Origin of the sequence: Ideonella sp. (assembly GCF_036277275.1) — a bacterium.
Taxonomy (GTDB): domain Bacteria; phylum Pseudomonadota; class Gammaproteobacteria; order Burkholderiales; family Burkholderiaceae_C; genus Ideonella.
The window spans coordinates 14,538-40,635 of sequence record NZ_DASUNH010000016.1; the positions used below are offsets into that span (position 1 = coordinate 14,538).

General features: G+C 68.0%; 19 protein-coding genes. 11 read left to right on the forward strand and 8 right to left on the reverse strand.

From position 1 onward, the window contains the following. Positions 1-80: 80 nt before the first annotated feature. The 3 genes from VFY73_RS03230 to VFY73_RS03240 are packed head-to-tail and all read right to left on the reverse strand — an operon-like array spanning position 81 to position 7,573. Positions 81-4,415 carry a translocation/assembly module TamB domain-containing protein gene (locus tag VFY73_RS03230; protein WP_329716473.1) on the reverse strand — a complete coding sequence of 1,445 codons (4,335 nt, stop codon included), beginning with the start codon at positions 4,413-4,415 and terminating at the stop codon, positions 81-83. Between the two features lie 15 nt (positions 4,416-4,430). Next, a complete protein-coding gene (locus tag VFY73_RS03235) occupies positions 4,431-6,407 on the reverse strand; it encodes an autotransporter assembly complex protein TamA (protein WP_329716474.1) in 1,977 nt (658 codons plus the stop codon). Further along, positions 6,404-7,573 carry a hypothetical protein gene (locus tag VFY73_RS03240; RefSeq protein WP_329716475.1) on the reverse strand — a complete coding sequence of 390 codons (1,170 nt, stop codon included), beginning with the start codon at positions 7,571-7,573 and terminating at the stop codon, positions 6,404-6,406. Before VFY73_RS03240 ends, VFY73_RS03235 begins: the two co-directional genes overlap by 4 nt. A 174-nt stretch (positions 7,574-7,747) precedes the next feature. On the opposite strand from VFY73_RS03240, the gene VFY73_RS03245 reads away from it, so the two are divergent. The 4 genes from VFY73_RS03245 to VFY73_RS03260 all read left to right on the forward strand — a co-directional run bounded on the left by VFY73_RS03245 (position 7,748) and on the right by VFY73_RS03260 (position 14,219). Further along, positions 7,748-8,962, forward strand: a complete 1,215-nt coding sequence (locus tag VFY73_RS03245; protein ID WP_329716476.1) for a GGDEF domain-containing protein — start codon at positions 7,748-7,750, stop codon at positions 8,960-8,962. Between the two features lie 503 nt (positions 8,963-9,465). Beyond that, on the forward strand, positions 9,466-10,920 hold the full coding sequence (locus VFY73_RS03250) for a sigma-54 interaction domain-containing protein (RefSeq protein ID WP_329716477.1): 1,455 nt from the start codon (positions 9,466-9,468) through the stop codon (positions 10,918-10,920). A 404-nt stretch (positions 10,921-11,324) separates the two neighbouring features. Then, positions 11,325-12,107 carry a 3-hydroxybutyrate dehydrogenase gene (locus tag VFY73_RS03255; protein WP_329716478.1) on the forward strand — a complete coding sequence of 261 codons (783 nt, stop codon included), beginning with the start codon at positions 11,325-11,327 and terminating at the stop codon, positions 12,105-12,107. Positions 12,108-12,203: 96 nt separating this feature from the next. Continuing rightward, positions 12,204-14,219 (forward strand): acyl CoA:acetate/3-ketoacid CoA transferase, encoded by a 2,016-nt coding sequence (locus VFY73_RS03260; RefSeq protein WP_414654380.1) that lies wholly within the window; start codon positions 12,204-12,206, stop codon positions 14,217-14,219. A 131-nt stretch (positions 14,220-14,350) separates the two neighbouring features. Here the strand turns inward: VFY73_RS03260 and VFY73_RS03265 are convergent, their stop codons facing one another. After that, on the reverse strand, positions 14,351-16,447 hold the full coding sequence (locus tag VFY73_RS03265; protein ID WP_329716479.1) for a S9 family peptidase: 2,097 nt from the start codon (positions 16,445-16,447) through the stop codon (positions 14,351-14,353). A gap of 130 nt (positions 16,448-16,577) precedes the next feature. Here VFY73_RS03265 and VFY73_RS03270 point away from each other — a divergent pair, with 130 nt between their 5' ends. Genes VFY73_RS03270 through VFY73_RS03290 form a run of 5 tightly spaced genes read left to right on the forward strand, consistent with a single transcriptional unit; the run spans position 16,578 to position 20,194 of the window. After that, positions 16,578-17,603, forward strand: a complete 1,026-nt coding sequence (locus VFY73_RS03270) for an ABC transporter substrate-binding protein (protein WP_329716480.1) — start codon at positions 16,578-16,580, stop codon at positions 17,601-17,603. Next, complete coding sequence (locus tag VFY73_RS03275; RefSeq protein ID WP_329716481.1) at positions 17,600-18,193, forward strand: SCO family protein; 594 nt, start codon at positions 17,600-17,602, stop codon at positions 18,191-18,193. Before VFY73_RS03270 ends, VFY73_RS03275 begins: the two co-directional genes overlap by 4 nt. A 2-nt stretch (positions 18,194-18,195) precedes the next feature. Beyond that, entirely contained in the window at positions 18,196-18,618 is a 423-nt protein-coding gene (locus VFY73_RS03280; protein ID WP_329716482.1) for a hypothetical protein, read from the forward strand. Positions 18,619-18,654: 36 nt separating this feature from the next. Next, positions 18,655-19,458: an ABC transporter permease gene (locus VFY73_RS03285; RefSeq protein ID WP_329716483.1), complete on the forward strand. Its 804-nt coding sequence runs from the start codon at positions 18,655-18,657 to the stop codon at positions 19,456-19,458. Then, positions 19,448-20,194 (forward strand): ABC transporter ATP-binding protein, encoded by a 747-nt coding sequence (locus tag VFY73_RS03290; RefSeq protein WP_329716484.1) that lies wholly within the window; start codon positions 19,448-19,450, stop codon positions 20,192-20,194. The genes VFY73_RS03285 and VFY73_RS03290 overlap by 11 nt, the downstream gene beginning before the upstream one ends. A 24-nt stretch (positions 20,195-20,218) precedes the next feature. Here the strand turns inward: VFY73_RS03290 and VFY73_RS03295 are convergent, their stop codons facing one another. The 4 genes from VFY73_RS03295 to VFY73_RS03310 form a co-directional block, all read right to left on the reverse strand. Beyond that, positions 20,219-21,238 (reverse strand): hypothetical protein, encoded by a 1,020-nt coding sequence (locus VFY73_RS03295; protein ID WP_329716485.1) that lies wholly within the window; start codon positions 21,236-21,238, stop codon positions 20,219-20,221. 39 nt (positions 21,239-21,277) lie between these two features. Next, positions 21,278-22,087, reverse strand: a complete 810-nt coding sequence (locus VFY73_RS03300) for a hypothetical protein (protein WP_329716486.1) — start codon at positions 22,085-22,087, stop codon at positions 21,278-21,280. Between the two features lie 122 nt (positions 22,088-22,209). Continuing rightward, positions 22,210-22,803, reverse strand: a complete 594-nt coding sequence (locus VFY73_RS03305; protein WP_329716487.1) for a GNAT family protein — start codon at positions 22,801-22,803, stop codon at positions 22,210-22,212. Positions 22,804-23,015: 212 nt separating this feature from the next. After that, entirely contained in the window at positions 23,016-23,858 is an 843-nt protein-coding gene (locus tag VFY73_RS03310; RefSeq protein ID WP_329716488.1) for a MoxR family ATPase, read from the reverse strand. Between the two features lie 82 nt (positions 23,859-23,940). On the opposite strand from VFY73_RS03310, the gene VFY73_RS03315 reads away from it, so the two are divergent. Beyond that, a complete protein-coding gene (locus VFY73_RS03315) occupies positions 23,941-24,612 on the forward strand; it encodes a c-type cytochrome (protein ID WP_329716489.1) in 672 nt (223 codons plus the stop codon). A gap of 159 nt (positions 24,613-24,771) precedes the next feature. Continuing rightward, positions 24,772-26,055, forward strand: a complete 1,284-nt coding sequence (locus VFY73_RS03320) for an HD-GYP domain-containing protein (RefSeq protein WP_329716490.1) — start codon at positions 24,772-24,774, stop codon at positions 26,053-26,055. Positions 26,056-26,098 lie beyond the last annotated feature (43 nt).

Consider the following 26,098-nt stretch of genomic DNA (forward strand, 5'->3'; position numbering starts at 1 on the left):
TTGGTGTTCAGCGCTGAACTATCCGTGCCAGCTGCTGACAGCGTGACGTCAGTGGCGTGGTCAGGAGACTGGCGCGGGCTTCAGTTCCATCGCCAGGACCAGATCAGGTCGAGCGCGCTGTCTTCGCCCGACTGCGCCCGCAGCGTGAAGCGTTGGGCGATGCGGTAGATCAACTGCCAGGTGCCGGTGGTGGCGTTGACGCTGCGTTCGTAGCCGACGTACCAGCGCCGAGTCAGCTGCTTGCCGAGCGAGACGACGGTGGTCTGCTCGGTGCCTTCGCCTTGTTGCCGCACACCGAAGTCCGACAGGCCGATGTTGGCCAGGAATGCGTCGGTCGGGCCTTCGCCTTCACCAGCCAGCAGCGCCATCGCGGCACGCTGCAGCAGGGCAGAGTCCGCGCGGCCCAGGCCATCCGGCGCACGGCCGAGCACCAGCCAGCTGAGTTTGTCGGTGTCGCTCATTTCCGGGTCGCTGGCCAGCCGCACGCGCGGGTTCAGGGCGGTGCCGGTGACAGCCACGCCGACCTCGACATCGAGGTTCGGCCGGATCGCCAGGATGTCCAGCCGCGGGTCGTCAAGCGGGCCGGTGAAGACGAGCAGCCCGCGTTCGATCTCGAGCTTCTGGTTGTAGGCACGGTAGGTGCCGCGTTCGGTTCGCACGTCGCCGCGCACCGCGAACTGCTTGCCCGGGTTGGTCAGTTGCAGGGTGCCGCGCAGGTAGGTGTCCAGCCCGCGGCCCTTGATGCGTAGCGAAGGCCCCAGGTCCAGCGCCAGATCGAGCCGGGTCTCGAAGTCGTGCTCGGCGGCGGCGGGGGCGGGCGTGATGGCGGTCGGCTGGCCATCGGGGCTCGGCGCGCCCGGTTCACCCGGCGCCGGGGCACTGGCGGCCCGGCCGACCACGCGCACGTCATCGTCCAGGCCCGGCGCACCGCCGCGGCTGAAGTCGATCAACCCTTCGTCGACTTTCAGCTTGCCGTCGAGCTTGGCTGAGCTGGGCCGCAGCGCGAGCGTGGCCTCACCGGTGGCGACGATGCGGCGGTCGAGGCGGCCGAGCAGGCGCAGGTAGTCGGCCTTCAGCGTCAGGTCGGCCTCGGGCCGGCGCCCCAGTGTGGCTTCGCCGCTGACGCGCAGCGTGCCGTCGCCGCCACGCCACTCGAACTGCTCGATCTTGGCGTGGTCGCCGTGGAAGTCGATGTCGACCGTGCCATGGGTGAACTGCACGCCTTGCAGGCCATTGCGCACCTCGAGCTGACGGCCGGTCAGACGACCGCTGAATTCGGGCGAACCGAAGCGTCCGCCCAGCGTGGCCGCGCTTTGCAGATCGCCGCCCAGGCGCCAGCCCGGAGGCACCCAGGCGCCCCAGGCGGCCAGCTTGGCCACGTGGAGCTGGAACACGCCGTTCAGCGGCGCTTCCGGCCCGGGCCAGCGGGCTTGCGGGGTGGTGCGAACGCTGGCCACGCCGGCCATTTCGCCCAGTTGCGCGCCGGCCGCGCCAACGGTGAAGTGCCAGGTGCCGTCGTGGGCGGCCAGGCCGAGTCGCAGGTCGGACAGGCCCAGCGGCCGGTGCACGGTGGCGTCATCGCGCACGTCGTCGGCCACGCTCAGGTCGCCTCGCAGGCGCTCGAAGACGATGTCGGCGTCGAAGCGTTCGCCGGCTTGCACCTGGATGTCGCCGCCCAGCATCAGGTCACCGCGCCAGCCCAGTTCGGGCTGCGCGCGGGCCAGCAGCGGGGCGACTTCGAAGGCGTCGAGCTTCGCGTTCAGCGCGACCTGGCCCGGACCACCGCCGACGCCGGCGCGAAAGCGAGCTTCGCTCCAGTGCAGCGCGGTGCCGGGCAGCGCGATGCGGCCGGGCTCGGCGCTGGCTTCGCTCAGGCCCGCGTCGTTCCAGGCGAGCGCCAGCGCCAGGTCCTTGGCGGCCAGCCAGGGCTGGCCCGAGCCGTCGGCCGCGCGGCCCTGCAAATCGGCCAGGCGGCCTTGCCAGCGGCCGGCGTCCCACGGTTGGCCGCCTTCGACCGCCGGTTGCCAGCGGCCACTGGCGGCGAGCTGCAAGCGCGTGCCGGTGCCGGTGTGGGCGCCCAGCACCTGTTCGGCCCATGCCGGCGGGCGGGCCGGGCTCAAGACCTGCAGGCTGACCTGGTGCTCGCGCAGGCTGCCCTTCAACTCGGCCCGCATCGTCTGGACTTGCGCCAGCCGCCAGGCCAGGCCATCGCCGGCCAGCGTCGCGTTCAAGGGGCCGTCGCCCAGGCCCGTGCCCTGGGCCTGCGCATCGACCTTGTCGGCGCGCCAGGCCGGGTTGACCAGGCTGCTGGCGCGCAGTTGGCCCTGCCATTGAGGGGCCGCGTTCGCATCGGCCCAACGTGCTTGGGCGTGGCCTTGCAGCGTGCCGGCGCGCGGGAGCCAGGCGGCGGCGTCGCTGGCGCCCAGGCTGTTCAGCCACGGAGCCAGCGCCGACAGCGCGGGCGCCTCGATGTTCAGCTCGATCCGGCGCGGTGCGTTGCCGCCGTCTTGCCCGCTGGCCGCCAGCTTGTTGCCCGCGACGTCGAGCTGAGCCTTCAGGCTGGCAGTGCCACTGGCGTTGCGATTGGCGTTGAACTCACCGTGCGCCGACACGCCGGCCCACTGGCTGGGGCGCAGCGTAATGTCGAGCTGGCCCGTCAAGCCGGCGAATGCCGTGGCATGCGCCGGCGGGGACAGCCAACGCCCTTCGCTGGTGAGTGTGGCGTTGAGTTTGGTGGGGCCTCGCTTGGCCGGCGGCGACGCGCCGGGCCACCACAGCAGCGGGTCGAACTCGGTCAGCTCCCCTTGCGCTTTCCAGCCCCAGGCGGTGCCGGCGCTGCCCAGCGTCAGCAGGCCTTTCAGCGTGGCGCGGGCCTCACCGGCGCGGGCCACGGCCTGGGTCAGCGTCAGCTGGCGGCGGTTCAATTCAGCCTGCAGGCCCAGTTGCACGGCCGGGCCGGCGGCCACGGCTACTGCAGTGGTCGGCGTCGCCTTGGCCGAGGCGCCCTTGCGCGGTGGGGTGGGTGGGTCCAGCCGGCCGTCGAGCTGGCCATCGAGCTTGGCGTGCCAGCGGTCCAGTGGATCGGGAGCCGACGCAGCTGAGGCGGTCGGTACCGCCGATGCGAGGGCGGACGGCGTGGCTGCGGTGTCCAGCGCCGGCAGTCCGTTCAACTCGAGCGTCAGCGGGCCGGCCAGCGTCATCGCCGGCAGGCGCTGGTCCAGCGCGGCGGGGCGCAGGCCTTCGAGCAGCAGCTTCAACTGCAGGCGCTCGGCGCCGGCGGCCGGCTGTAGCGCACCGCTGCCGCGCAGCTGGCCGCCGGGCGTCGCGCCGCCGAGGTCCAGCTCCAGTGTCTGCAGCTTCAGGTCGCCCAGCGCCTGCGGCACGCCCTGGGCCACCAGATGCAGCCGGCGCAGCGGCAGCTTGCCTTCGTCCCAGCGCCCGGGGGCCTCGTTGATGAGCGTGGCGTCGACGTCGGCCGGCGCCGTCATGCCGCTGCTGCGGATGTGGGCCTCGCCGCGCAGCTGGGTGTGGGGCGCATCGGCATGCAGCGCGGCCAGGTCCAGTGCCTGGGTGCGAAGGTTCAGGCTCGCCAACGGCCAGGCGGCGAACGGCGTCACGGTGGCCTCGGCGTCCAGCGCCGGGCCCTTTGCTTCGCCGCTGGCCAGGTGGGCCTGGGCCTGCAGTGTGGCCAGCGGCCCATTCAATTGCAACGTGGCTTGCCAAGGGGTGGCCGCAGCTTCCAGGCTGCGTGCGCTGGCTTTCAGCTTCAGCCCCAGCGGCTTCGTGGCTGCCAGCTCGCCTTGCGCCTCGGCGCGCAGGCGCTCGGTGCGAAAGCGCAGCGTGTGCAACGTGTGCCGTGCGCCGTTGGCGTCACCCAGCGCGAACCTGGTCTCGATGTCGAACACCGGCGGCATGCTGTCCACCTGCAGCCGGCCGAGCCGGGCGGCGCCGATGTCCAGTGCCAGCGGCAACTGCAGATCGGTCGGTGCGGGACCCGGCGGGCTGCTGGCGGCGGCGGGACCCGAACGCCACGTCGCCTGTTCGGCCGACAGGGCTTCCAATTGGATGCGCAGCCAAGGCTGGCCGGGCCCGGGACGGCTCGTCCACGACCCCGTCAGGCCCTTCAGGTGCACCCGCTGCAGATCGAGCACGTTGCCGTCCCGCTCGAAATGCAGGCGCTCGGCCGACAGCTCGTCGCCGAGCAGCGCACCGCGCAGGCCTTCGACACGCAGGCCCGGGATCTGCGCCAGCAACCAGGCACTGCCGCCTTCGCTGCGACTGACCCAGGCGCCGCCTGACACGACGGCAATGACCAGCACGACCAGCGCGCCTGCCAGGCTCCAGGCCACGCGGCGCCAAAGCCGGCGTGGCGCCGCTGCGGCTGGGGGGGGAGAGGAGGTAAGTGCGTCAGCCATCGTTGCCTTGTGGCTTCAGAACGCAATGCCGACGCTCAAGTGCACACGCCACTGTTTCAGTTCCTGCCCGTAGGCCAGGTCCAGCTTCAGCGGCCCGACCGGGCTGCGCCAGCGGGCACCGACGCCGTAGCCCAGCGCCGGTTTCAGGTCTTTCACGCTGTCGGCGGCGCGGCCGGCGTCGATGAAGGTGGCCCACCAGACCGACGGCAGGTCGCGCGACACCGGGCGGGCGATTTCGGCGCTGGCCGTGAACAGCAGCTTGCCGCCGGTGACACCGCCTTCGGGTGTGGCCGGCGCCAACGTGCGGTAGTCGTAGCCGCGCACCGAGTCGTCGCCGCCGGCGCGAAAGCGCTGCGAGTCGGGCACGACGACCTCGTGCTTGGTCAGCACGCCGCCCAATTCGACCCGCGCCTCGCTGAAGAAGCCGTTCGGCAGCGGCAGGTAGCCGGTGGCACGGCCGTACAGCCGCGTGAAGGGCCCCGAGGCGGGGCGGTCTTCCGGCGGCAGCGTCGGCGCCAGGCCTGTCGCCCAGCCGGCACCGACCTGCACGTTCAGCGTCGCGCCGCGCGTGGGCAGCACCGCGTTGTCGAGCCGGCGCCAGGTGTTGTGCAGGTTGGCCGACACGGCTTTCAGCGTCAGCGCGTCGATGCAGCCGCCGTCGGCATAGCTGCATTCGTTGCTGCGCTCGAACTCCACGAAGGCCAGGCGCTCGCGCCGCGGCAGGTCTTCTGCGCGGCCCAGGCGGATGCGTTGCGAGATCACGCGGTCTTCGTCGGTCTTCAGCAGTTCGTAGGTGCCTCCCACCAGGTAACGCTGCATCTCGGCGTTAGGGTGGGTCGAGACCTCGCCGTCCCAGGCCTTGCGATCGCGGCCCAGCTCGAACTTGTTGCGCGCGGTCGCGGCCCAGCCGAAGACCCGGCGGTGGGTGTATTCGAGCGTCGCTCGCGGGCCGGTGTTGGTGCCGTAGCCCAGGCCGATGATGGCGTTCTGCAGCGGCGCTTCCTTGATCTGAACCAGCACACGCGACTGGCCGACCAGCGCCGCATCCGGATCCAGGCTGACGGCGACCTGGTCGAACAGGCCCGTGCGCAGCAGCCGCTCCTGGTAGTCGAGCAGGCGGGTTTCGGTCAGTGGGGCGCCCTCTTCGAAGCCTGACAGCGCACGCACGCGCTCGGCCTCGTGAAAGGCCAGGCCTGTGACCGCGATCGATTCGGCGCCACCGCCGGCACGGAACAGCGGCCCGCTGTCGGCCACCGCGAAGATGCGCACCTTTGGCGCCTCGGTGCTGTCGGGGTCGTCGCTGCTGATGACCTCGGCGTTGGTGCCGCTCCAGGTGGCGGCGGCGTAGCCCTCGGCACGCAGCCGCCCGATCACCGCACTCTTGGCGCTCGACCAATCTTGGTTGCGAAACGCCGCACCTACCGGTAGTGCCCAGTTCTCGATCAACTCGTCGTGCAGCGAGCGGGCGCGCCGGTCTTGTTTTTCGAGCGCATCGCCGAGGCCGCCTTGGAAGTCGATCACCAGCCTTTCGACGCGGGCGATCGGGCCGGGTTCCAGCGTCAGGCGCACCATACGGCCCTGGCGTTCGACCTTGGCCTTGGCGATGAAATAGCCCTCGGGCTGCACCAGCGCGCGGGCCTGAGCGGGCGCCGCAGCGATCAGGCGTGACCATTCGACATCGCTGATCTCGATGCCGGAGTCCGCCGCGCTGGCCGCCGAGGCCTGTGGTGCGGCACCACGCGCGGCATCGGGCCTGGCGGCCAAGGCTGCGTGCTGGTCCGCGATCGCGCGGGCGAGGTCGAGGTGGCGCTCCAACAGCTGGCGCAGGTCGCCGGGTGCAACGACCTCCAGCTGCGGCACGCCGGCTGCGGAGACCGGCGCCGCCGAGGGGGGGGTGGTACCGGCCGGCGCGTCGTCTTGCGCACATGCTGGCGCTGCCCCGACGATCAGCGTGGCCAGCGCGAGGGTGGGCAACCAGCGTGCCGCGCTCATTTGCTGAGCAGGCGCATCGCTCCTTCGAGCCCGGCCAGCGTGAGCGGGAACATGCGCTGGTGCATCAGCTGCTGCATGATCGAAATGCTCTGCCGGTACTGCCAGACACCTTGCGGCTCAGGGTTGATCCAGGCGTACTTCGGGAAGGCGTGGGTGAGCCGCTGCACCCATTCGGCGCCGGGCTCCTCGTTGTTGTATTCGACGCTGCCGCCGGGCTGCAGGATCTCGTAGGGGCTCATCGTTGCGTCACCGACGAAGATCAGCCGCCAGTCCTTGTTGTACTTGCGGATCACGTCCCAGGTCGCCGACTTCTCGCTGAAGCGGCGTCGGTTGTTCTTCCACATGAAGTCGTAGACGCAGTTGTGGAAGTAGTAAAACTCGAGGTGCTTGAACTCGCTCTTGGCGGCACTGAACAATTCTTCGACGCGATGGATGTGCTCGTCCATCGTGCCGCCGACATCCATCAGCAGCAGCACCTTGACCTTGTTGTGGCGCTCGGGCACGAGCTTGATGTCCAGCATGCCGGCGTTCGCGGCTGTGCAGTGGATGGTGTCGTCGAGGTCGAGCTCCAGCTCCGAGCCCTCGCGCGCGAAGCGGCGCAGCCGGCGCAGCGCGACCTTGATGTTGCGCGTGCCCAGTTCGAGCGAGTCGTCGTAGTCCTTGTAGGCACGCTGGTCCCAGACCTTGACTGCGCTCTTGTTCTTGCCGGGCCCGCCGATGCGGATGCCCTGCGGGTTGTAGCCGCCGTGGCCGAACGGGCTGGTGCCGGCGGTGCCGATCCACTTGCTGCCACCCTCGTGGCGTTCCTTCTGCTCTTCGAGCCGCTTCTTCAGCGTCTGCATCAGCTCGTCCCAGCCCATCTTCTCGATCGCGGCCTTCTGCTCGGGGCTGAGTTCGTTCTCCAGCACCTTCTTCAGCCACTCGAGCGGAATCTCCTTGCCGAAGTCGGTCAGCAGCTCGACGCCCTTGAAGTACGCCGAGAACGCGCGGTCGAACTTGTCGAACAGCGCTTCGTCCTTGACCAGCGTGGTGCGGGCGAGGTAGTAGAAGTCGTCGACAGACGGGCCGATCACGCCTTCCTTCAGCGCCTCGAGCAGGGTCAGGTATTCCTTGACCGACACCGGCAACTTGGCGGCGCGCAGTGTGAAGAAGAAGTTGGTCAGCATGGCAGGGCGCGGGGGGCTCTCAAGAAACGAAGGGCCGCTCCCGAGTTCTTGCCCCCGCGGGTGGCGGGCCGGACGCGGCCCTGGGGGCCTCAGGAGTGCCGGCACGATGGTGCCACATTGTGCGTTGCCGAGTCGTTGCCGGACGTACCATAGCCTCACACCAGTCGCCCATCGATGGACGCCATCCAAACCCTGCTCGTCGTGCTTGGCATTCTCCTGGGGCTGGCGGCCGTCGGCTGGTGGCTGGCCGGCACGCACCTGGGCCTGTCGCGCCCGGCAGCGTTGCACTGGGCCGCCTTCAGCCTGTTCGGTGTCGTGGCGGCGCTGGCGGGTTTGCTGCAGGCCGGCCCGCGCGATGTATGGCCGATTGCCGTGGCCAACCTGGCGCTGGTGGCGTCCTTCATCAGCGTCAGCCGCGGGTTGGCGCTGTTCGTCGGCAAGGCACCGGCGTGGTGGCCGGACGCGCTGCCGCTGGGCGTGGTGGCGCTGGTGGGCGCCATCGACGTGGCCGGGGGTCTGGGCCCGCACCTGCGCTCGGTGCTGGCCTCGACCGTGATCACCGGGGTGTTGCTGCGTGGGCTGTGGATCGGCGCACATCCGATCCGTGCCGAATTCGGGGGCTTTGCCGGCGTGTTGCTGGGCGGGCCGATGCTGCTGACGGCGCTGCTGTTCGCCCGGCGGGCCGTGACCTCGGCCTGGCGCACCCCGGGCGAAGGCGAGCTGTTGTTGACGGCGCCGACGACGCTGAATCTGGTCGCGTTGATCGCGCTGACGGCCTTGGTCGCGCTGTTCAACTTGTCGCTGGTCTACCTGGTCGTGATGCGGCTGGTGCGGCGCTTGCAGCATTTGTCGCGCCACGACAGCCTGACCGGTTTGTTGAACCGTCGCGCGTTGCTGTCGGCACTGGGGTCCGAGCAGGCCCGGGTGAGGCGAGGGGCCGCCCCCTGGGCCTTGCTGCTGATCGACGTGGATCACTTCAAGCGTGTCAACGACCTGCACGGCCATGCGGTGGGTGACCAGGTGCTGAGCCGGGTGGCGCAGGTGTTGCGTCAGTCGGCGCGCGAGGTCGATACCGTCGCGCGCATGGGGGGCGAGGAGTTTTGCGTGCTCGCGCCGATGACGCCGCTGCACGGTGCAGCCCTGCTCGCCGAACGGCTGCGTCACGCTGTCGAAACCAGCGCCAATGAAACCAGTGACGTGGCGGTGACGATCAGCATCGGCGTCACACTGGCCCCGCCGGGCGTCACCGAGCCGGCCGACGTGGCGGTGGCGCGGGCCGACGTGGCGCTTTACCGCGCCAAGGCGGCTGGTCGCAACCGCGTCGAGATGCCGCTCGACAGCGAGCTGGTGCCGAGCGCGCCGGCGCGCGAGCCGCTGGTCGTGCCTTGAGGCGGGCGAACCGTCAGGGATTCCGGAAAGCGCGTCCGGCGTTTCAGACACAGCGACTGCGGCGCCGCGGCGGCCCACCGCGGTGGCCGCGCTGATTGGCCGGCAGCGCGTGCATGGCATGAGCCGTGCTCCTGCCGGCAGGGACTGAAAACGCGCGTCCCCGGATTCGCGCTGACGCGTGACCGGTCAGGCGCAACAAACCACGACGGAGACAAGCCTGTGTTCACGCGGGTGTATCCGCGCTGCGCGCTGCCATTGAGCGGCGCGACAGGCAGCGGGGCACTCCCCTTATCGCGCCGCGGCAGATCGATGCTGACAACGGCGTGGCCATGCAGTTGCACGTGCGGCTGCCGCAGATGGGCGCCGACACCGCGCTGTTGGCTTTCCCGGGCACCGCGCGTCTGCCTCGATGCCGGGGGCGACGGTGACTCGAATCGACCTAATATCCAGAGCCTGAAGCAAGACAAAGTCACCGCGTTCGAACGGTGATTGGAGACAAGTCCATGAAGTTGCGTGACCGCATGTTCAAGAGCGCCGACGAGGTTCGTGGCGTCGCGATGCAGACCCTGTTCACGCGGCTCGAGTCGCTGTGCGAAGGCGCCATTGCGATCGACGTGCAGGCCCGCGTGGTCTGGCTCAATGAGAAGTATGCAAAGAAGCTCGGCCTGGCCTCGGCCGATGAGGCGCTGGGCCGCGAGGTCGAGGACATTATCCCGAACAGCCTGATGCGCCAGGTGGTGCAGACGGGCGAGCCGATCCTGCTGGACATCCTGGAATTCGGCGCCGAGCAGTTCGTCGTCACGCGCATGCCGGTGAGCGATGAAGAAGGCCGCATCATCGGCGCCGTCGGCTTCGTGCTGTACGACCGTGTGCAGTACCTGAAGCCGCTGGTCGCCAAGTTCGAACAGTTGCAAAGCGAGCTTGAGAGTGCGCAGCGCCGCGTCGCCGAAGGCCGCAAGGCGCGCTACACCTTCGCCAGTGTCTGCGGCTCGAGCCCGGCCTGCGTCGAGCTCAAGCGCCAGGCGCGGCGGGCAGCGCAGTTCGAGGCCACGGTGCTGCTGCAGGGCGAGACCGGTACCGGCAAGGAACTGCTGGCGCATGCCATCCACGCGGCCTCGCCGCGCAGCCTGAAGCCCTTCGTGGCGCTGAATGTCGCGGCCATTCCCGAAGCGCTGATGGAGGCGGAATTCTTCGGTGCCGCGCCCGGCGCCTACACCGGTGCCGACCGGCGCGGCCGCGACGGAAAGTTCAAGCTTGCCGATGGTGGCACGCTGTTCCTCGACGAGGTCGGCGACATGCCGCTGGGCGTGCAGGCCAAGCTGCTGCGCGTACTGCAGGAGCAGGAAGTGGAACCGCTGGGCTCGAACCGCGTGCTGCGGGTCGACGTGCGTGTGATCACGGCCACCAGCCTGGACCTGGAGGAACAGGTGCGTGCCGGCAAGTTCCGCGCCGATCTCTACTACCGGCTGAACGTGCTGTCCATCACCCTGCCGCCGCTGCGCTCGCGGCTGCAGGACCTGGACGCGCTGTGCGAGCTGATCCTGGCGCAGATCGCCGAGCGCACCGGCCTGCCGCAGCGCGAGCTGACGGAAGAGGCGCTGTCGGTGCTGGGCACCTACCACTGGCCCGGCAACATCCGCGAGCTGCGCAACGTCATCGAGAAAGCAGTGATGCTCAGCGACTCGCGCCGGCTCGAAGCCACCGACTTCCAGCAGGTGCTGCCGACACTGAACAGCCCGAGCGGGCCGAGTGCCGGTGCGGCGCTGTCGCTGGCCCAGGCGGTGGCCGATGCCGAGCGCACGGCGATCCAGGGCGCGCTGGTGGCCGCCCGCGGCAACAAGTCGAACGCCGCGCAGTTGCTGGGTATTTCGCGCGCCACGTTCTACGAGAAGATCGCGCACCTCGGGCTGGGCACCCGCGATACGGCCGACGCTGCGCCACCGGTCCGGCGCAACTGAAGCGCCGTACGCCCCGGCAGACAACTGCCTGGCGCGGCAGACAACACCCAAGCACTGACACCCGCCCGCGATCGCTCGGCACGCCCGGCTGAAGGCACCTTGCAGCCCCCGCCGCGGGCTGCAACCGGGCCGAATCCGCCGCAACCCGCGTCGCCGCGCTGGGTTTTCCCTCGAGTCCGGCCCGCATGGCCCATGTCGGCACGCTCCGTGCGATGACGCCTGTGTTCACAGGAGGGGTCCCTACGGGTTTTCTCGATCCGGCGGCCGTGCCGGCGATGTTGTCCGGCGTGGTCGTGGAGAAGGTGGTCGGCTTCATCAAGCTTGCTACCTGTTCGGCATCGTCTGACGGCGACCTGCCCGCTTTTTCCTGCTCCCCTGCTTTCATAACTCCCAAGGAGGAATACATGCTCAAAGGCAAGACTGCCGTGGTGACCGGCTCGACCAGCGGCATCGGTCTCGGCATCGCGAACGCGCTGGCCGCGCAAGGTGCCGACATCCTGTTGAACGGCTTCGGCGATGCGCCGCAGATCCGTGCGCTGACGCAGGGCCTGGCTGCCGAACATGGCGTGCGGGTCGTGCACAGCGCGGCCGACATTTCGGTGGCATCCGAGGTCGTCGCGATGGTGGGGCAATGCGTCGAGGCCTTCGGCCGCATCGACATCCTGGTCAACAACGCTGGCATCCAGCACACCGCAACGGTTAGAGATTTCCCCGACGACAAATGGGAGCAGATCCTGGCGGTCAACCTGTCGTCGAACTTCTACGCGATCAAGGCCGCAATGCCGCACATGCGCAGCCGCAATTGGGGCCGCATCATCAATATCGCGTCGGCGCATGGGCTGGTCGCGTCGGCGACGAAATCGGCCTATGTCGCTGCCAAGCACGGCGTGGTCGGCCTGACCAAGGTCGTCGCACTGGAAACCGCGCACAGCGGCGTCACTTGCAATGCCATCTGCCCCGGCTGGGTGCTGACGCCGCTGGTGCAAAAGCAGATCAACGACCGGGCCGCGCGCGAAGGCATCTCCGAAGGCGAGGCGCGCATGCGGCTGCTGGCCGACAAACAGCCCTCGAAGGCGTTCGTAACGCCGGAGCAGATCGGCGGCATCGCCGCCTTCCTGTGCTCGCCCGATGCCGACCAGATACGCGGCACGACGCTCAGCGTCGACGGTGGCTGGACTGCCCAGTAGTCGCACGGGAACGGCCGTGAGAAGCAAGATCGGCTCTGCGAAAAAGCCGCGAATCCAGGCGCGAATCCCGCAGCGCGCCGTGGGGAGGGGAATCCTGTGAACGCACAGACGCCTGGTACGACCAGACCGCCGGTGGTGCCCGCGGTCCAGTTGCGCGGCAACGGCAAAGTGGTGTCGGCGCGCGAAGCCGTGCGGCTGATCCGCGATGGCGACACCGTCGCCACCGGCGGCTTCGTCGGCATCGGCTTCGCCGAGCAGGTGGCCATCGCGCTGGAGGATCTGTTCCTGGCCCGCGAGGATGAACTGCCCAACGTCGGCAAGCCGCGCAACCTGACGCTGGTCTATGCCGCCGGCCAGGGCGACGGCAAGCAGCGCGGGCTGAACCGATTGGCCCACGCCGGGCTGGTCAAGCGGGTGATCGGTGGCCACTGGGGGCTGGTGCCCAAGCTGCAGCAGCTGGCGGTGGGCAACCAGATCGAGGCCTACAACCTGCCGCAGGGCGTCATCACGCACCTGTTCCGCGACATCGCGGCCGGCAAGCCCGGCCATTTGAGCCGCGTCGGCCTGGGCACCTTCGTCGATCCGCGTTTCGGCGGCGGCAAGCTCAACGAGCGCACGACCGACGAGCTGGTCGAGCTGATGACGATCGGCGGCCAGGAGTACCTGTTCTACAAGGCCTTTCCGATCAATGTCGCGATCGTGCGCGGCACCACCGCCGACCCTGACGGCAACATCACGATGGAGCGCGAGGCGCTGACGCTGGAGGTGCTGTCGATCGCGATGGCCGCGCGCAACTCCGGCGGGCTGGTGATCGTGCAGGTCGAGCGTATCGCCGACCGCCACGCGCTGAATCCGCGGCAGGTCAAGATCCCCGGCATCCTGGTCGACTGCATCGTCGTCGCCGAAGCCGACAACCACCAGCAGACTTTCGCCACGGCCTACAGCGCGGCTTTTGCTGGCGAAATGCGCGTGCCGGCCGGCTCGATCACGCCGATGGCCATGAACGCGCGCAAGGTCATCGCACGCCGCGCGGCGATGGAGCTGCGGCCCAACAGCGTCGTGAACCTGGGCATCGGCATGCCCGAAGGCGTGGCCAGTGTCGCCAACGAAGAAAAGGTGCTGGATCTGATGACGCTGACCGCCGAGCCCGGCGTGATCGGCGGCGTTCCCGCTGGCGGGCTGAACTTCGGCGCGGCGGTCAATCCGCAGGCCGTCATCGACCAGCCCTACCAATTCGATTTCTACGACGGCGGTGGGCTGGACATCGCGTTCCTCGGGTTGGCCCAGGCCGACCGGCAAGGCAACCTGAATGTCTCGAAATTCGGGCCGCGGCTGGCGGGCGCCGGCGGCTTCATCAACATCAGCCAGAACGCGAAGAAGGTGGTCTTTGTCGGCACCTTCTCGGCCGGCGAGCAGCAGTTGACGATCGCCGGCGGCGCGCTGCGCATCGGGCTCGACGGCACGATGCCGAAGTTCGTCGACGAGGTGGAACACCGCACTTTCTCCGGCGCCTACGCGGTGCAGCGCGGGCAAATGGTGCTCTACATCACCGAGCGCTGCGTCTTCGAGCTGACGCGCGAAGGCATGCTGCTGACCGAAATCGCGCCGGGCATCGACCTGCAGCGCGACATCCTCGACCGCATGGCCTTCCAGCCGATCGTGCACGAGCTTCGGACCATGGACCCACGCCTGTTCCACGACGAGCCGATGGGCTTGCGCGAGGACCTGTTGCGCCTGCCCTTGGCCAATCGCTTCAGCTACGACGCAGCGCAGAACATCCTGTTCCTGAACTTCGAGAAGTTGGAGGTCAGGACGGTGCAGACCATCGCAGCCATCCGGCAGACAGTGCGTGACATCTGCGAGCCGCTGGCGCACAAGGTCTACGTCATCGTCAACTACGAAGGCTTCGAGTTGGCCCGCGATGTCGAGGACGACTATGCCGAGATGGTGCGTGATGTCGTCGAACGCTACTACCTCGGCGTCACGCGCTTCACCACGAGCTCGTTCATGCGCGCCAAGCTCGGCGAGGCGTTGGGCCGGCGCAAGCTCTCGCCACACATCTACGAAACCGCCGGCGAGGCCGCCTCCGAGCTTCACAGCCGTGCCTGTTGAACCGCGGCCCCGGGGAGTCGTGGTCAGGCACCGTGGTGGCGGGCCAGGCGCATCACCGTCACGCCGGCCCAGGTCCTCGATGAGCTTCAGGTCCAGGGTTCGCTTCGCCGTTCAGCCCATGCCGGCAATGCTCAGGAGCGCCGCGGTGTCTTGGCGCGCGGCTTGACGCTTGCGTTTGCGGCGCGTGCCATGGCCTGCTCGGCCACGGCCGCGGCCTCCGAACGCTTTCCCACTGCGCGCGGCCCCGGGTCGTGCGCAGCCAGCCAGCCGAAGAACTCTTCGTGCCAGAGCTTCGAATTGCGTGGCTTCAGGATCCAGTGGTTTTCGTCGGGGAACCACAGCAGCCGCGCTTCGACGCCACGCGCCTTCAGCGTGTTGTAGTAGGCCAGGCCCTGCTGGTCGGGCACGCGGTAGTCGAGCGCGCCGTGGATCACCAAGGTCGGCGTCTTCATCGCCGCGGCAAAGGCGTGCGGGCTTTGCGCGTTGACCTTGGCCAGGTCGTCCCAGTACCAGGCACCCAGCTCTTTCGCATGCCACGAGTAGGCATCGTCGGCGAACATCGCCGTCCAGTCATAGCAGCCGGCGTGGCAGATGTAGGCGGCGTAGCGGCCGGGCTTCACATGGCCGTTCATCCACGCGACCATGAAACCCCCGTAGCTGCCACCGCTGGCGAACACGCGCTTGCGGTCGGCCCAGGGCTGCTTCAGCACCCAGTCGGTGGCGGCCTCGATGTCCTGCTGCTCCAGCTCGCCCCAGCGGTGGGTGATCGAGTCGAGGAATACGTGGCCGAAGCTCGACGAGCCGTGGTAGTTCACATTGACCACCACGTAACCTTGCGAGGCGAACAGCTTGTAGTTCCAGCGGTAGTGCCAGTGGTCACCGGGCGCCGTGTGCGGCCCGCCGTGGATCGTGTGCAGCACCGGGTATTTCTTTTTCTTGTCGAAGCCGGGCGGGTAGAACACCCACATCTGCACCTTGTCGCCCAAAGCGCCGGTGATCCAGCGTTCTTCGTGCGTGCCGAAGGCGAAGCCGCCCAGCAGCGTGTCGTTGAAGGTTTCGATCCGGCGCGGTTCCTCGCCCGGCAGGTGGGCGGTCAGCTGCGCGGGGTGGTCGGCCGTGTCGGCCAGCGTCACCAACGTCCCGGCGGCCTTGTCGAAGGCGGCCAGTGTGCCGCCTGCGACGATCACCTCGGCCCGGCGATCGGCCAGATCGAAGCGCCACAGGTGCGAGCGGCCGCGCTGCTCGGCGACGAACAGCAGCGCCTGGCCGTCTTCTTCCCAGCGCAGCGGTGCGTTGACTTCGTGGTCCCACTCGGCGCTGACCACCTCCCAACGGCCGCCGTTGCGCGGGCAGACCGCCAGCTGACGCGGCATCGTGTGCTTGCGCTCCTGGTGCGAGGCGGTGAACGCGACGCGATCGCCGTCAGGGCTGTAGCGGGGGTGGCCGAAGTCCCATTCGGGGTCGCGGGCGATGTCGGTGAAGCGGCGGGTGCGCAGGTCCAGCTCGGTCAGCGCCATGCGCGCATCGACCGGCTTGATGGGCGACGGGTCCTGCGCGAAGACGATGCGCCGGCCGTCGGGCGAAATGTCGAAGGCTTCGGCATCGGGGTCGGCGCGGCTCAGTTCGTAGGCCGTGCCTTCGAACAGGTCGGTGGTCTTGCCGGTCGTCAGGTCCAGCACCAGCAGGTGCGGCACGCGGTCCTGCGGGATGAAGTGGTCCCAGTAGCGGTAGGTCGCTTCGCTGGTCGCGTAGCCGGTTTCCTTGCGTGCCTTGAAGGCCTTGTGCGCCTTGGCCTGTGCCGCCGCGCCGCGCAGGTTCGGCCAGACCCAGGACACCAGTGCGACGCGCTTGCCGTCGGGAAACCAGCGGAAAGCGTCGACACCGGTGGCCACCTGGCCGATGCGGCGTGCCTCGCCGCCATCCGGCGGGATCACATAGAACTGCGGCTCCTCATCCTTCTGGCCTTCCTGCTCACGCTTGGCGATGAAGCCGATCAGGTCGCCATGGGGCGAAAAGCGCGGTTGGCTGTCTTTTTCGCCGGCGTGGGTCAGCGCCCGGGGCCGGCCGCCGAGGGTGGACAGCAGCCACAGCGAGGTGTGGCTCTTGTTCTCGGTCATGTCGTAGCGGGCGAGCGAGCAGACCGCCTGGGCACCGTCCGGGCTCAGGCTGGGCGCGCCCAGACGCTCGACTTTCCACAATGCATCGATGTTGAACTTCTTCTTGGCCATGCGGGCTCCGGGTGAGCAGGTTGTGACGGATTGGTGAACCGCCAGCCCGCGAGTATGACGCGCGGGCTGCCGCGGCCGTGTGGCTTCGGCCACGGGGTGACAATGGGGTCCTGCTGCCGAAAGCGCTGCCATGCCCCATGAACCGCCTATCCCGAGATCGAGCGACGGCCTGCGCCGCCGCCAGCTGTTGCGCGGAGCCGCGGCCGCGGCTGCCTGGCCCGTCTGGCCGGCGCAGGCGGCCTCTGCCCTGCAGGTGGGCGGCCTGCCGGTGACCTGCAACCTGACGCTGCCGGTGGCCTGCTCTGCCCGTGCGGCGAGTGCCGCGCCCGGCACCCGCTTCGAGTACAGCAAGTACAACGGCTGGCCAGAGATCAAGGAATCGCTGATGACCGGCAGCATCCAGGCGGCCTACATGCTGGCGCCGCTGGTGATGGACCTCGCCGACAAGAAGATCCCGGTCAAGATCGTTTCGCTGGGGCACCGCTCGGGCGCGGTCATCATGGTGCGCACCGATTCGCCGTACAAGAAGTTCAAGGATCTGACCGGCAAGCGCATCGCGATCCCCAGCCGGTTTGCGGTCGACTTCCTGTTCCTGCGCAAGATGCTGGCCCGCGAGGGCATGACGCCGAAGGACATCCAGATCGTCGAGATGCCGCCGCCGGACATGCCGGCCGCGCTGTACGCGAAGGCCGTCGATGCCTACTGCACGGGCGAACCGTTCGGCGCGGCGGCCCAGCGCGCCGGCTACGCGACACCGCTGCGCATGACACGCGACGAGTGGCGCAACTACATCTGCTGCGTGCTGACGGTGCGTGAAGAGCTCATCCGCAACGACCGCGCGCTGGTGCAGGACCTGGTCAACCACGTGCTCGGGGCCGGCCAATGGCTCGACCAGCAGCAGGGCAACCGCGACAAGGCGGTGGCGATCGCGGCAGGCCGCAAGTTCTTCAACCAGGACCCGAACATCCTGCGCTTCGTGATGGAAAATCCGACCGACCGCGTGACCTACGGCGACCTGCGGATGATCCGCACGGAGTTCGACGAATTGATGCAACTTTCGCTCGAGGCAGGCACACTGAAGGCGCCGGTGGCCTACGAGAAGTACGTGGACGAGAGTTTTGCCAAGGCGGCCAAGGCGGCCGCCATCGTGCTGTGACCCGGGGCCGGTTGCTGCGCGGCTGCGCGCTGGCGCTGGCGGTCGCGTGGGCATCCACGCTGGCCGCCACCGGCCAGGCACTGAAGGCCGGTGTGTTCGAGCCACCGCAGGCGGCACCCGAGTTCTCGCTGCGCGGCTCCGACGGGGCCGAACTGAAGCTCAGTCGGTTTCGCGGCAAGCTGGTGCTGCTGGTGTTCGGTTTTACGAACTGCCCCGAGGTCTGCCCGACGACGCTCGCCACCTTGGCCGAGGCCCGCAAGGCCATGGGCGCCGACGCCGCGGCGGTGCAGGTGGTCTATGTGACGGTTGATCCCGAGCGCGACGACGTCAACCGCATCCGCCAATACCTGGGCGCCTTCGACCCCACCTTCATCGGTGGCACCGGCAGCCCCGAGGCGCTGGCCGCCGTTCGCAAAGGCTATGGCGTGGCCGCGCAGAAGGTGACCACGCCCGGCGGCGGTTATGGCATGAACCATTCGAGTTCGGTCTACCTGGTCGACCGCGCTGGCCGGCTGCGCGCGATGATGCCCTATGGCCACGGGGCGAAGGATTTCGTCCACGACCTCAAGCTGCTGTTGGCCTCGAGGTGAGGGTGCGCCGCTTCGCCCGGTGGGCCGCCGGCCTGTTCACGCTCGGCCTGCTCGCGGGGCTGGGCTGGGCTGCGTTCGCGCCGATTGCGCTCGAATCGCGCGACGAGCTGTTCGAGATTCCGAAGGGCACCTGGGCGCGCCGCATGGCCGGCGACAAGGTCGAGATCCTGCCTGATCGCATCGAGCTGACGCTGGCATTGAACGACACGCTGCTGCTGCGCAACCACGACGAGGTGCCGCAGCAGTTCGGTCCGGTCTTGATCATGCCGGGCCAGAGTTTTCGGCTGCCGTTCGAAGTGGCCTCGACCTACAGCTTTGCCTGCACCGCGCATGCGAGCGGGCAGATGAGCGTCGTGGTGGCGCCGACACCGGCGCCGGGCTGGCAGACGCTGCAGTGGCGCTGGCGCCGCTGGGCCCAAGGATGAGGCGATGAAACCCAAGAGTGCAAGAAGGAGGGCGCGTTGAGCGCAACGACAACGAGCAGCCGGCCTGGTTGGGGCGGTTGGGGCGCCCGGTTGGGCAAGGTCTGGCCGCCATTGGCGGTGCTGGCCCTTGTCGTGGCCGTCTGGTGGGCGGTGGTCGTGAAGACCGAGAGCGCGATCTTCCCGACGCCGTGGGCCGTGGTGACCGGCGCGTTGGAACTGGTTGAGGACGGCACGCTGTGGGAGCACATCACCGCGTCGCTGTTTCGCGTCGGCGTTGGCTTCGGCCTGGCGGTGCTGGTGGGCATCCCGCTCGGGTTGTGGATGGGCTGGGTGGGCGGCGCCTACCGCACCTTCAACCCGATCTTCCAGATGCTGCGGCCGATTTCGCCGATCGCGTGGATCCCGGTCGCGATCCTGTGGTTCGGCGTCGGCGAGGTGTCGCCGATCTTCCTGATCTTCATCTCGTCGGTGTTCCCGCTGATCGTGCAGACGACTTCGGGCGTGCACACGATCGACCGGCGCTACCTGCGCGCGGCTGCGAACTTCGGCGTCTCGCGCACGGTGCTGTTCCGCCAGGTCGTGATCCCGGCGGTGCTGCCGGAAATCATCATCGGCATGCGCATCGGCATCGGCGTGGCCTGGCTGGTGGTGGTGGCGGCCGAAATGATTGCGCTGCGCTCGGGCCTGGGCTACCTGATCATGGACTCGCGCAACGCCGGCAACCGCTACGACCTGGTGATCGCCGCGATGATCATCATCGGCACGATCGGGTTGCTGCTCGACGGCATGACCCGTCTGTTGGAACGCTTGAAAACCGTGCGGTGGCGCTATGTCAGATGACAAGAAGATCGTCGTTGACGGTGTTCACAAGCTTTTTGGGGATCTGCCCGTCATCGGCGGCGTCAGCTTCTCGGTCGGGGACGGCGAATTCGTCGCGATCGTTGGTCCGTCGGGTTGTGGCAAGTCGACGCTGATGAACGTGATCGCCGGCTTCGAGCGGCCCGACTCCGGTCGCGTTCTGGTCGACGGCATGCCGCTCGCCGGCCCGAGCCCGAAGGGCATCGTGATCTCGCAACATGGGTCGGTGTTTCCCTGGCTGACGGTGCAGCAGAACCTGATGTTCGGCCTCAACGGCAAGGACCATGGCGCCGAGCACAGCGAGCGCGCCGCGCTGGCCGACCACTACGCCGCGATGGTCGGGCTGAAGGGCTTCGAGACAGCCTACCCGCACGAGCTGTCGGGCGGCATGCTCAAGCGTGTCGAACTGGCGCGCGCCTTCATCGTCAAACCCGAGATCCTGTACCTGGACGAGCCGTTCTCGGCGCTTGATGCGCTGATGAACCTGCGCATGCGCAACGAGCTGCTGCGCATCCTCGAAGAAGAGCGCCACACGGTGCTGCTGATCACGCACGACGTCGAAGAGGCGGTCTACATGGCCGACCGCGTGCTGGTGCTGTCGCCGCGCCCGACGACGATCCAGGCCAGCTTCGAGGTCACCTTGCCGCACCCGCGGCGGCTGGGCAGCCCCGAGGCGCAGGCGCTGCGCGAGGCGATCCTGAAAGAGCTGGGGCTGTAGGCACCTTCTTTCTGGTGCCGCCTGTCAGCCCTGGTCCGTGAACTGCACCGTGAAGGAGCCGAGGCGAGCGGCCGTGCCATGTCGGGGCACAGGGCTGGACACATCATGGGCTGCGATCTCGTGGATGGGCCGCGACAGCGCGCGCAGAAAGGCGCCGTCGCGCTCGTTCGTGATGGCGTACTGTTCGATGCGCACGCTCATCGCTGGAGTCCAGCTGTGACCTGACGGCAGCGTGATCGTCGTGGTGAAGTTGGCCGAGAAGTTGGCTGGCAGAAAGGCCGTGGCCGTGATCTGGCTGCGATCGCGCCCGGTCGCATGGCCGCTGCTGTCCACCGGCGGGTTGGGCCCGGAGGCGGCACAGAACATCTGCATCAGGGTGTCTTTCGGAAGCTTTGCGCCATCGAGAACGAAGAGGAACTCCCGCTCCCTCGTCTCCAGATTGGTCATCAGGAAGTCACCCTGGTAAGACGGTGGCGACTGTGTCGAGACGACATCGATGTTGCGCCAGCCCAGGGCCGGGTTGTCGGCCACCCACTGAAGGTAGGCGTTGTAATCGGCAAAGCTTTCCGGCAGTGGGTTGGGATGATCCTCGGTGCTCAGCCGTGCGACGAAGCAGTAGTGCGCCAGGGCCTGCGATTCAGGCGGCGTCCACACGAAGGCGGTGTCGCCGGACACCACTTCGCCGCGCTCCGCGTCGAGCTTCACGAAGTCCTGGCCCGGGATCGCAGTGCCGACGTGGTTGTCACGCCATGACCGGATGTCCGCCAGCGTGCCGCCGGGGGCGTAGTAGAGATGAACCTGGCCCGCCCGACGGCCTGGGTACAGGTTCTTGGCCCGCACGTAGACATAGTTCTTCTGCTTGCGGACCGGGTTGCGGTACCAGGTCTGGTCGTAGTTCTTGGCCAGGAAGGTCTGGGCGTCGGGCAGCGGCTCGACGCCCCAGCAGATGATGTCGGGGCAGTACATCAGCGTGGCTGACTTCGTCGGGTATTCGCCCGTCTCGCCCAGCAGGTCGCGGATGTACAGATCGTCATACATGGGCATGGCAATGGCCTCCAGCGCGAGAAGGGCAGGCGCCTGGGTTCAGGCGTTGCGAAGGCGCGCGCGGACGTAGCCGGGCAGGTTCTCGAAGGTGGTGAGCTGGCGCTTGGACAGCAGTGCCGCGAAGCTGGCCTCGTCAGCTTCCATCGTGACGTTGAAGTTGGACAGCATCCCCGTCGTCAGGCCCACCGCGTCGGTATCGACCTGGTAGATGTTGGCCCGCACGCCGCCTCTGACCAGGCTCTTTTCGAGATCGGCCTTGAAGTGGATGTCCTGCCCGTTCTGGGTCTTGTAGGCGAAGTTCACCGACTTCAGGTTGCTGTCGCTGGTGATCGTCCAGCGGTCGAAGCGCTTGCCGCTTTCCTCGACCGTGCTTCGCTCGAAGCCGATCTTGCCGCCGAAGGCGCTGAAGGCCAGCGCCGAGACGAAAGGCAGCGAGAGGATGGCCAGGCGCGCGCCCGGGCCGGCAGCGGTGTTGATACCGTCGGCGTAGTTGGCACTGACGGTGCCGCTGTCGGAGTTGACCTCGACGTCCGCCGTCACGTCGGCCGCGTTTCGCGGGGGCAGCTCGAAGGTCTCGCTCTGCACGCCAATGACCCCGCCGACTTCAACGTTGTTCTGGAACGTGACGGCCAGCGTGCGGGTGGTGTTGTTGGCGGCAAAGACCTTTTGCTGGCGCTCGTCGCCGACGAAGTCGATCAACGTGTTGCTGATCGGTGGCACGGGCGGGGGGGCATCGGCGTCGGCGCGCCGCGACCTCTCGTCGCCTCCCAGGATTTGTGGCAAGACCTGGGCGGCGATTTTGGCGACGGGCAGGGCAGCGGAAATGATGCTCGACAGGAACGGCAGCATGAAAGTCTCCTTGAACAGTGGCGGCCATCGAAAGCCGTGCGCCACTCTAGGAAACAATCGCCTGCCGAGCCATTACGCCCCATTACGGCGCCGACCGGACGCCGTTGCCTGCGCGGGGCTTGTCAGCGCGGTCGTGCCAGCTGCCACTCCAGGTGCGCACGCACCTCGGGCCATTCACCGGCGGCCAGGCTGTACATCACCGTGTCGCGTACCGTGCCGTCGCGGCGCAGTGCGTGGTGGCGCAGCACGCCGTCCTTCTTCGCGCCCAGCCGCTCGATCGCACGCTGCGACGCGAAGTTGTAGTTGTCGGTGCGCCAGCCGACCAGCTTGGTGCCGAGCGTGTCGAACGCGTGCTGCAGCAACAGCAACTTGGCAGTGGTGTTGACTGCGCTGCGCTGCACGCTCTGCGCATACCAGGTCCAGCCTATCTCCAGCCGGTCGAGCGCCGGCACGATGTCGTGGTAGCTGGTGCAGCCCAGCACCCGGCCGGTGGCCGAATCGAGCACTGCAAACGGGAAGCGATGTCCCGCTTCTCGGTGCGACAGCGCCTGCTCGATGTAGCTGCGCGTCTGCGCCGGCTCCGGCACCGAGGTGATGCGCAAGTTCCACAACTCACCATCGGCCGCAGCGGCCTTTAGCCCTTCTTCATGTTCGAGAGCGAGTGGAACGAGACGTACAGGAGCGCGCTCGAGTGTGACCGGTTGAACGTTGATCATGTCAATCGCAAAGTGGCTTGACGGGGCGCGCGCAGCGCCGCCCCCTCCAAGTGGCGTGCGCGGATCCGGCTTTGCCGGTCCGCTGCGCGAGCCCCCTCGGGGGGCCTTGCCCGGACATGAACAGTCCTGAGGACTGTTCGTGGCTGGCAAGGGGCCGGGCCTCTGGCCCGGCGCGGCCTGCAAGGTAGCGCCCCCGGAAGGGGGCGTGGGGGTCAACGATTATTTCGCTGCATGAACACCAGCTTCTCGAACAACGTCACGTCCTGCTCGTTCTTCAACAGCGCGCCCACCAGCGGTGGCAGCGAGACCTTGTCGTCCTGGCTGCGCAAGGCCTCGACCGGGATGTCCTCGGCCACCAGCAGCTTCAGCCAGTCCAGCAGTTCGGAGGTCGACGGCTTCTTCTTCAGCCCCGGCAGGTTGCGCACGTCGTAAAAACTCTTCAACGCGGCGGCCAGCAGGTCCTTCTTCAGGTTCGGGAAGTGCACATCGACGATCTTGCCCATCGTCTCGGCGTCCGGGAACTTGATGTAGTGGAAGAAGCAGCGGCGCAAGAATGCGTCCGGCAGCTCCTTCTCGTTGTTCGAGGTGATGAACACCAGCGGCCGATGCTTGGCCCGCACGGTGTTGCGCGTCTCGTAGACGTGGAACTCCATCCGGTCGAGTTCTCGCAACAGATCGTTCGGGAATTCGATGTCGGCCTTGTCGATCTCGTCGATCAGCAATGCCACCGGCTCGTCCGATGTGAAGGCCTGCCACAGCACGCCCTTGACGATGTAGTTGTGAATATCCTTGACGCGCTCGTCGCCCAGTTGGCTGTCGCGCAGGCGACTGACCGCGTCGTACTCGTACAGGCCCTGGTGCGCTTTGGTGGTGCTCTTGATATGCCATTCCAGCAGTGGCAGCCCCAGCGCCGAGGCCGCTTCTTCGGCCAGCATGGTCTTGCCGGTGCCCGGCTCGCCCTTGACCAGCAGTGGGCGCTTGAGCGTCATCGCGGCGTTGACCGCCAGCATCAGGTCCGGGGTGGCGACGTACTTGTCGGTGCCTTCGAATTTCATGGGAAAGATGGCGGGTGCGCCGGGGAGGGTGGGGGTGGCCGGAACAGTATAGGCGCGCCCCTATAATCCTTGATCCGCTCGAATGACCTCGACTCAGGCGATGAAGAACATCAAGGCAATTACCCTCTGCGTGGCCCTCGTCGCCACCGCCACCCTGGCCCAGGCGCAAGGCGTCAAGGGCGACGCCAAGGCCGGCGAGAAGAAGAATGCCATGTGCATCGGCTGCCACGGCATCGAGGGTTACCAGGCCAGCTTCCCGCAGATCTACCGGGTGCCGAAGATCTCGGGCCAGAGCGGCAAGTACATCGCGGCCGCACTCGAGGGCTATCGCAAGGGCGATCGCCTGCACCCGTCGATGCGCGCCATCGCAGGCTCGCTGACCGACCAGGACATCGCCGACCTGGCCGCTTATTACGAAGCCGACGGCAAGGATGCCGCCGCCACGGCGCCGGCCCAGGCCGAGATTCCGGCCCACCTGAAGGAGCGTCTGGCTGTCTGCGTGACCTGCCACGGCACCAACTTCAACAACACCACCGACCCGGCCAACCCGCGCCTGGCGGGTCAGTACGCCGACTACCTGACGGTGTCGTTGCGCGCCTACCAGACCGAAGGCAAGCACATGGTCGGCCGCGCCAACGCGACGATGGGCGCGATGGCCAAGCCGCTGAAGGACAGCGAGGTCGAGCAGATTGCGAAGTTCCTGTCAGGCCTGCCGGGCGAGCTGAAGACCGTGTCGCACGCCAAGTTCCGCTGAACGTTCCTGGTATTGCCCGAGGTCGGGGCGCCCAAGAAAAGCCGCTGTTCCAGCGGCTTTTCTTTTACCCCTTCAGTGTGCGGCCTCGCTGCCGATAGTCCGAAATGAGAGGATGGTGCGCGCGTTGTTGGCTGTTGCGCGTACATGAAGTCGTCGGCCATGCTCAAGAAGATCCCCGTCGATCAGGTCCGCGTGGGCATGCATCTGCATGCACTGGATGGGCCGTGGATCGACCACCCATTCTGGAAGACCAGCTTCGTCATCCGCGATCCGGCGGACGTGGCCAAGCTGCGCACCAGCGGTGTGGCGGGGGTGTGGATCGACATTGGCAAAGGCCTGGATGTGGCGCCGGAAGGCGCCGCCAGTGCCGCGCAGCCGCCTGCCGCCCCGGTGGCGGCCCCGGCATCGCCCCCACAGCCTGCCGCCCCCCCGCTGCCGACATCGTCAGGCGGCCCCAGCCGCAGCGCGGTGACCTGGCCCCCGGTGCCCAGCCGCACGCTGCAGGACGAGCTGAAGCAAGCGGCCGCGTTGTGCCGGCAGGCGCACGCGCAGGTCAAATCGATGTTCACCGAGGCGCGGCTGGGCCGCGCTGCCGACGCCGAGCAATGCCTGCCGCTGGTCAACGACATTGCCGATTCGGTGTTCCGCAACCCGGCGGCGCTGGTCAGCCTGGCCCGGTTGAAGACGCAGGACGACTACACCTACCTGCACTCGGTGGCGGTGTGCGCGCTGATGATCACGCTGGGGCGCGAGCTCGGGCTGTCACCCGCTGCGTGCCGCGACGTCGGCCTGGCTGGCTTGATGCACGATCTGGGCAAGGCCGCGATGCCGCTCGATATCCTGAACAAGCCGGGTAAGCTGACCGACGCCGAGTACACGTTGATGAAGACCCACCCGCTGCGGGGGCACGAACTGTTGGTCGAAGGCCGCGGCGCTCCCGAGACGGCGCTCGACGTGTGTCTGAACCACCATGAGCGCATGGATGGTGCCGGCTACCCGAACGGCTTGCCGCCCGAGCGCATCAGCCAGTTCGCGCGCATGGGGGCGGTGTGCGACGTCTACGACGCCATCACCTCGGACCGTCCGTACAAGACCGGCTGGGACCCGGCTTCGTCGATCGCCGCCATGGCCTCCTGGAAGGGACACTTCGACCCGGTGGTGTTCAAGGCCTTCGTGAAGGGAGTCGGCATCTACCCGGTCGGCTCGCTGGTCAAGCTGCAGTCCGGCCGGCTGGGCGTGGTGATCGAGCAGAACCTTCAGAGCCTGGCGGCACCGCGCATCAAGGTCTTCTTTTCGACCAAGTCGAACATGCCGGTGTCGTTGCAGGAGCTGGACCTGGCCCGCTCGAACGACAAGATCGTCTCGCGCGAAGACCCGAAGGCGTGGGGCTTTCCGCAGCTCGACGAGCTGTGGGCCGGCGAATTGGCGCCCAAGCGCGGCTGACCGGCAGAGGCGCTGTGTCGAGTGGCCGGGGAAATCCCCGTGC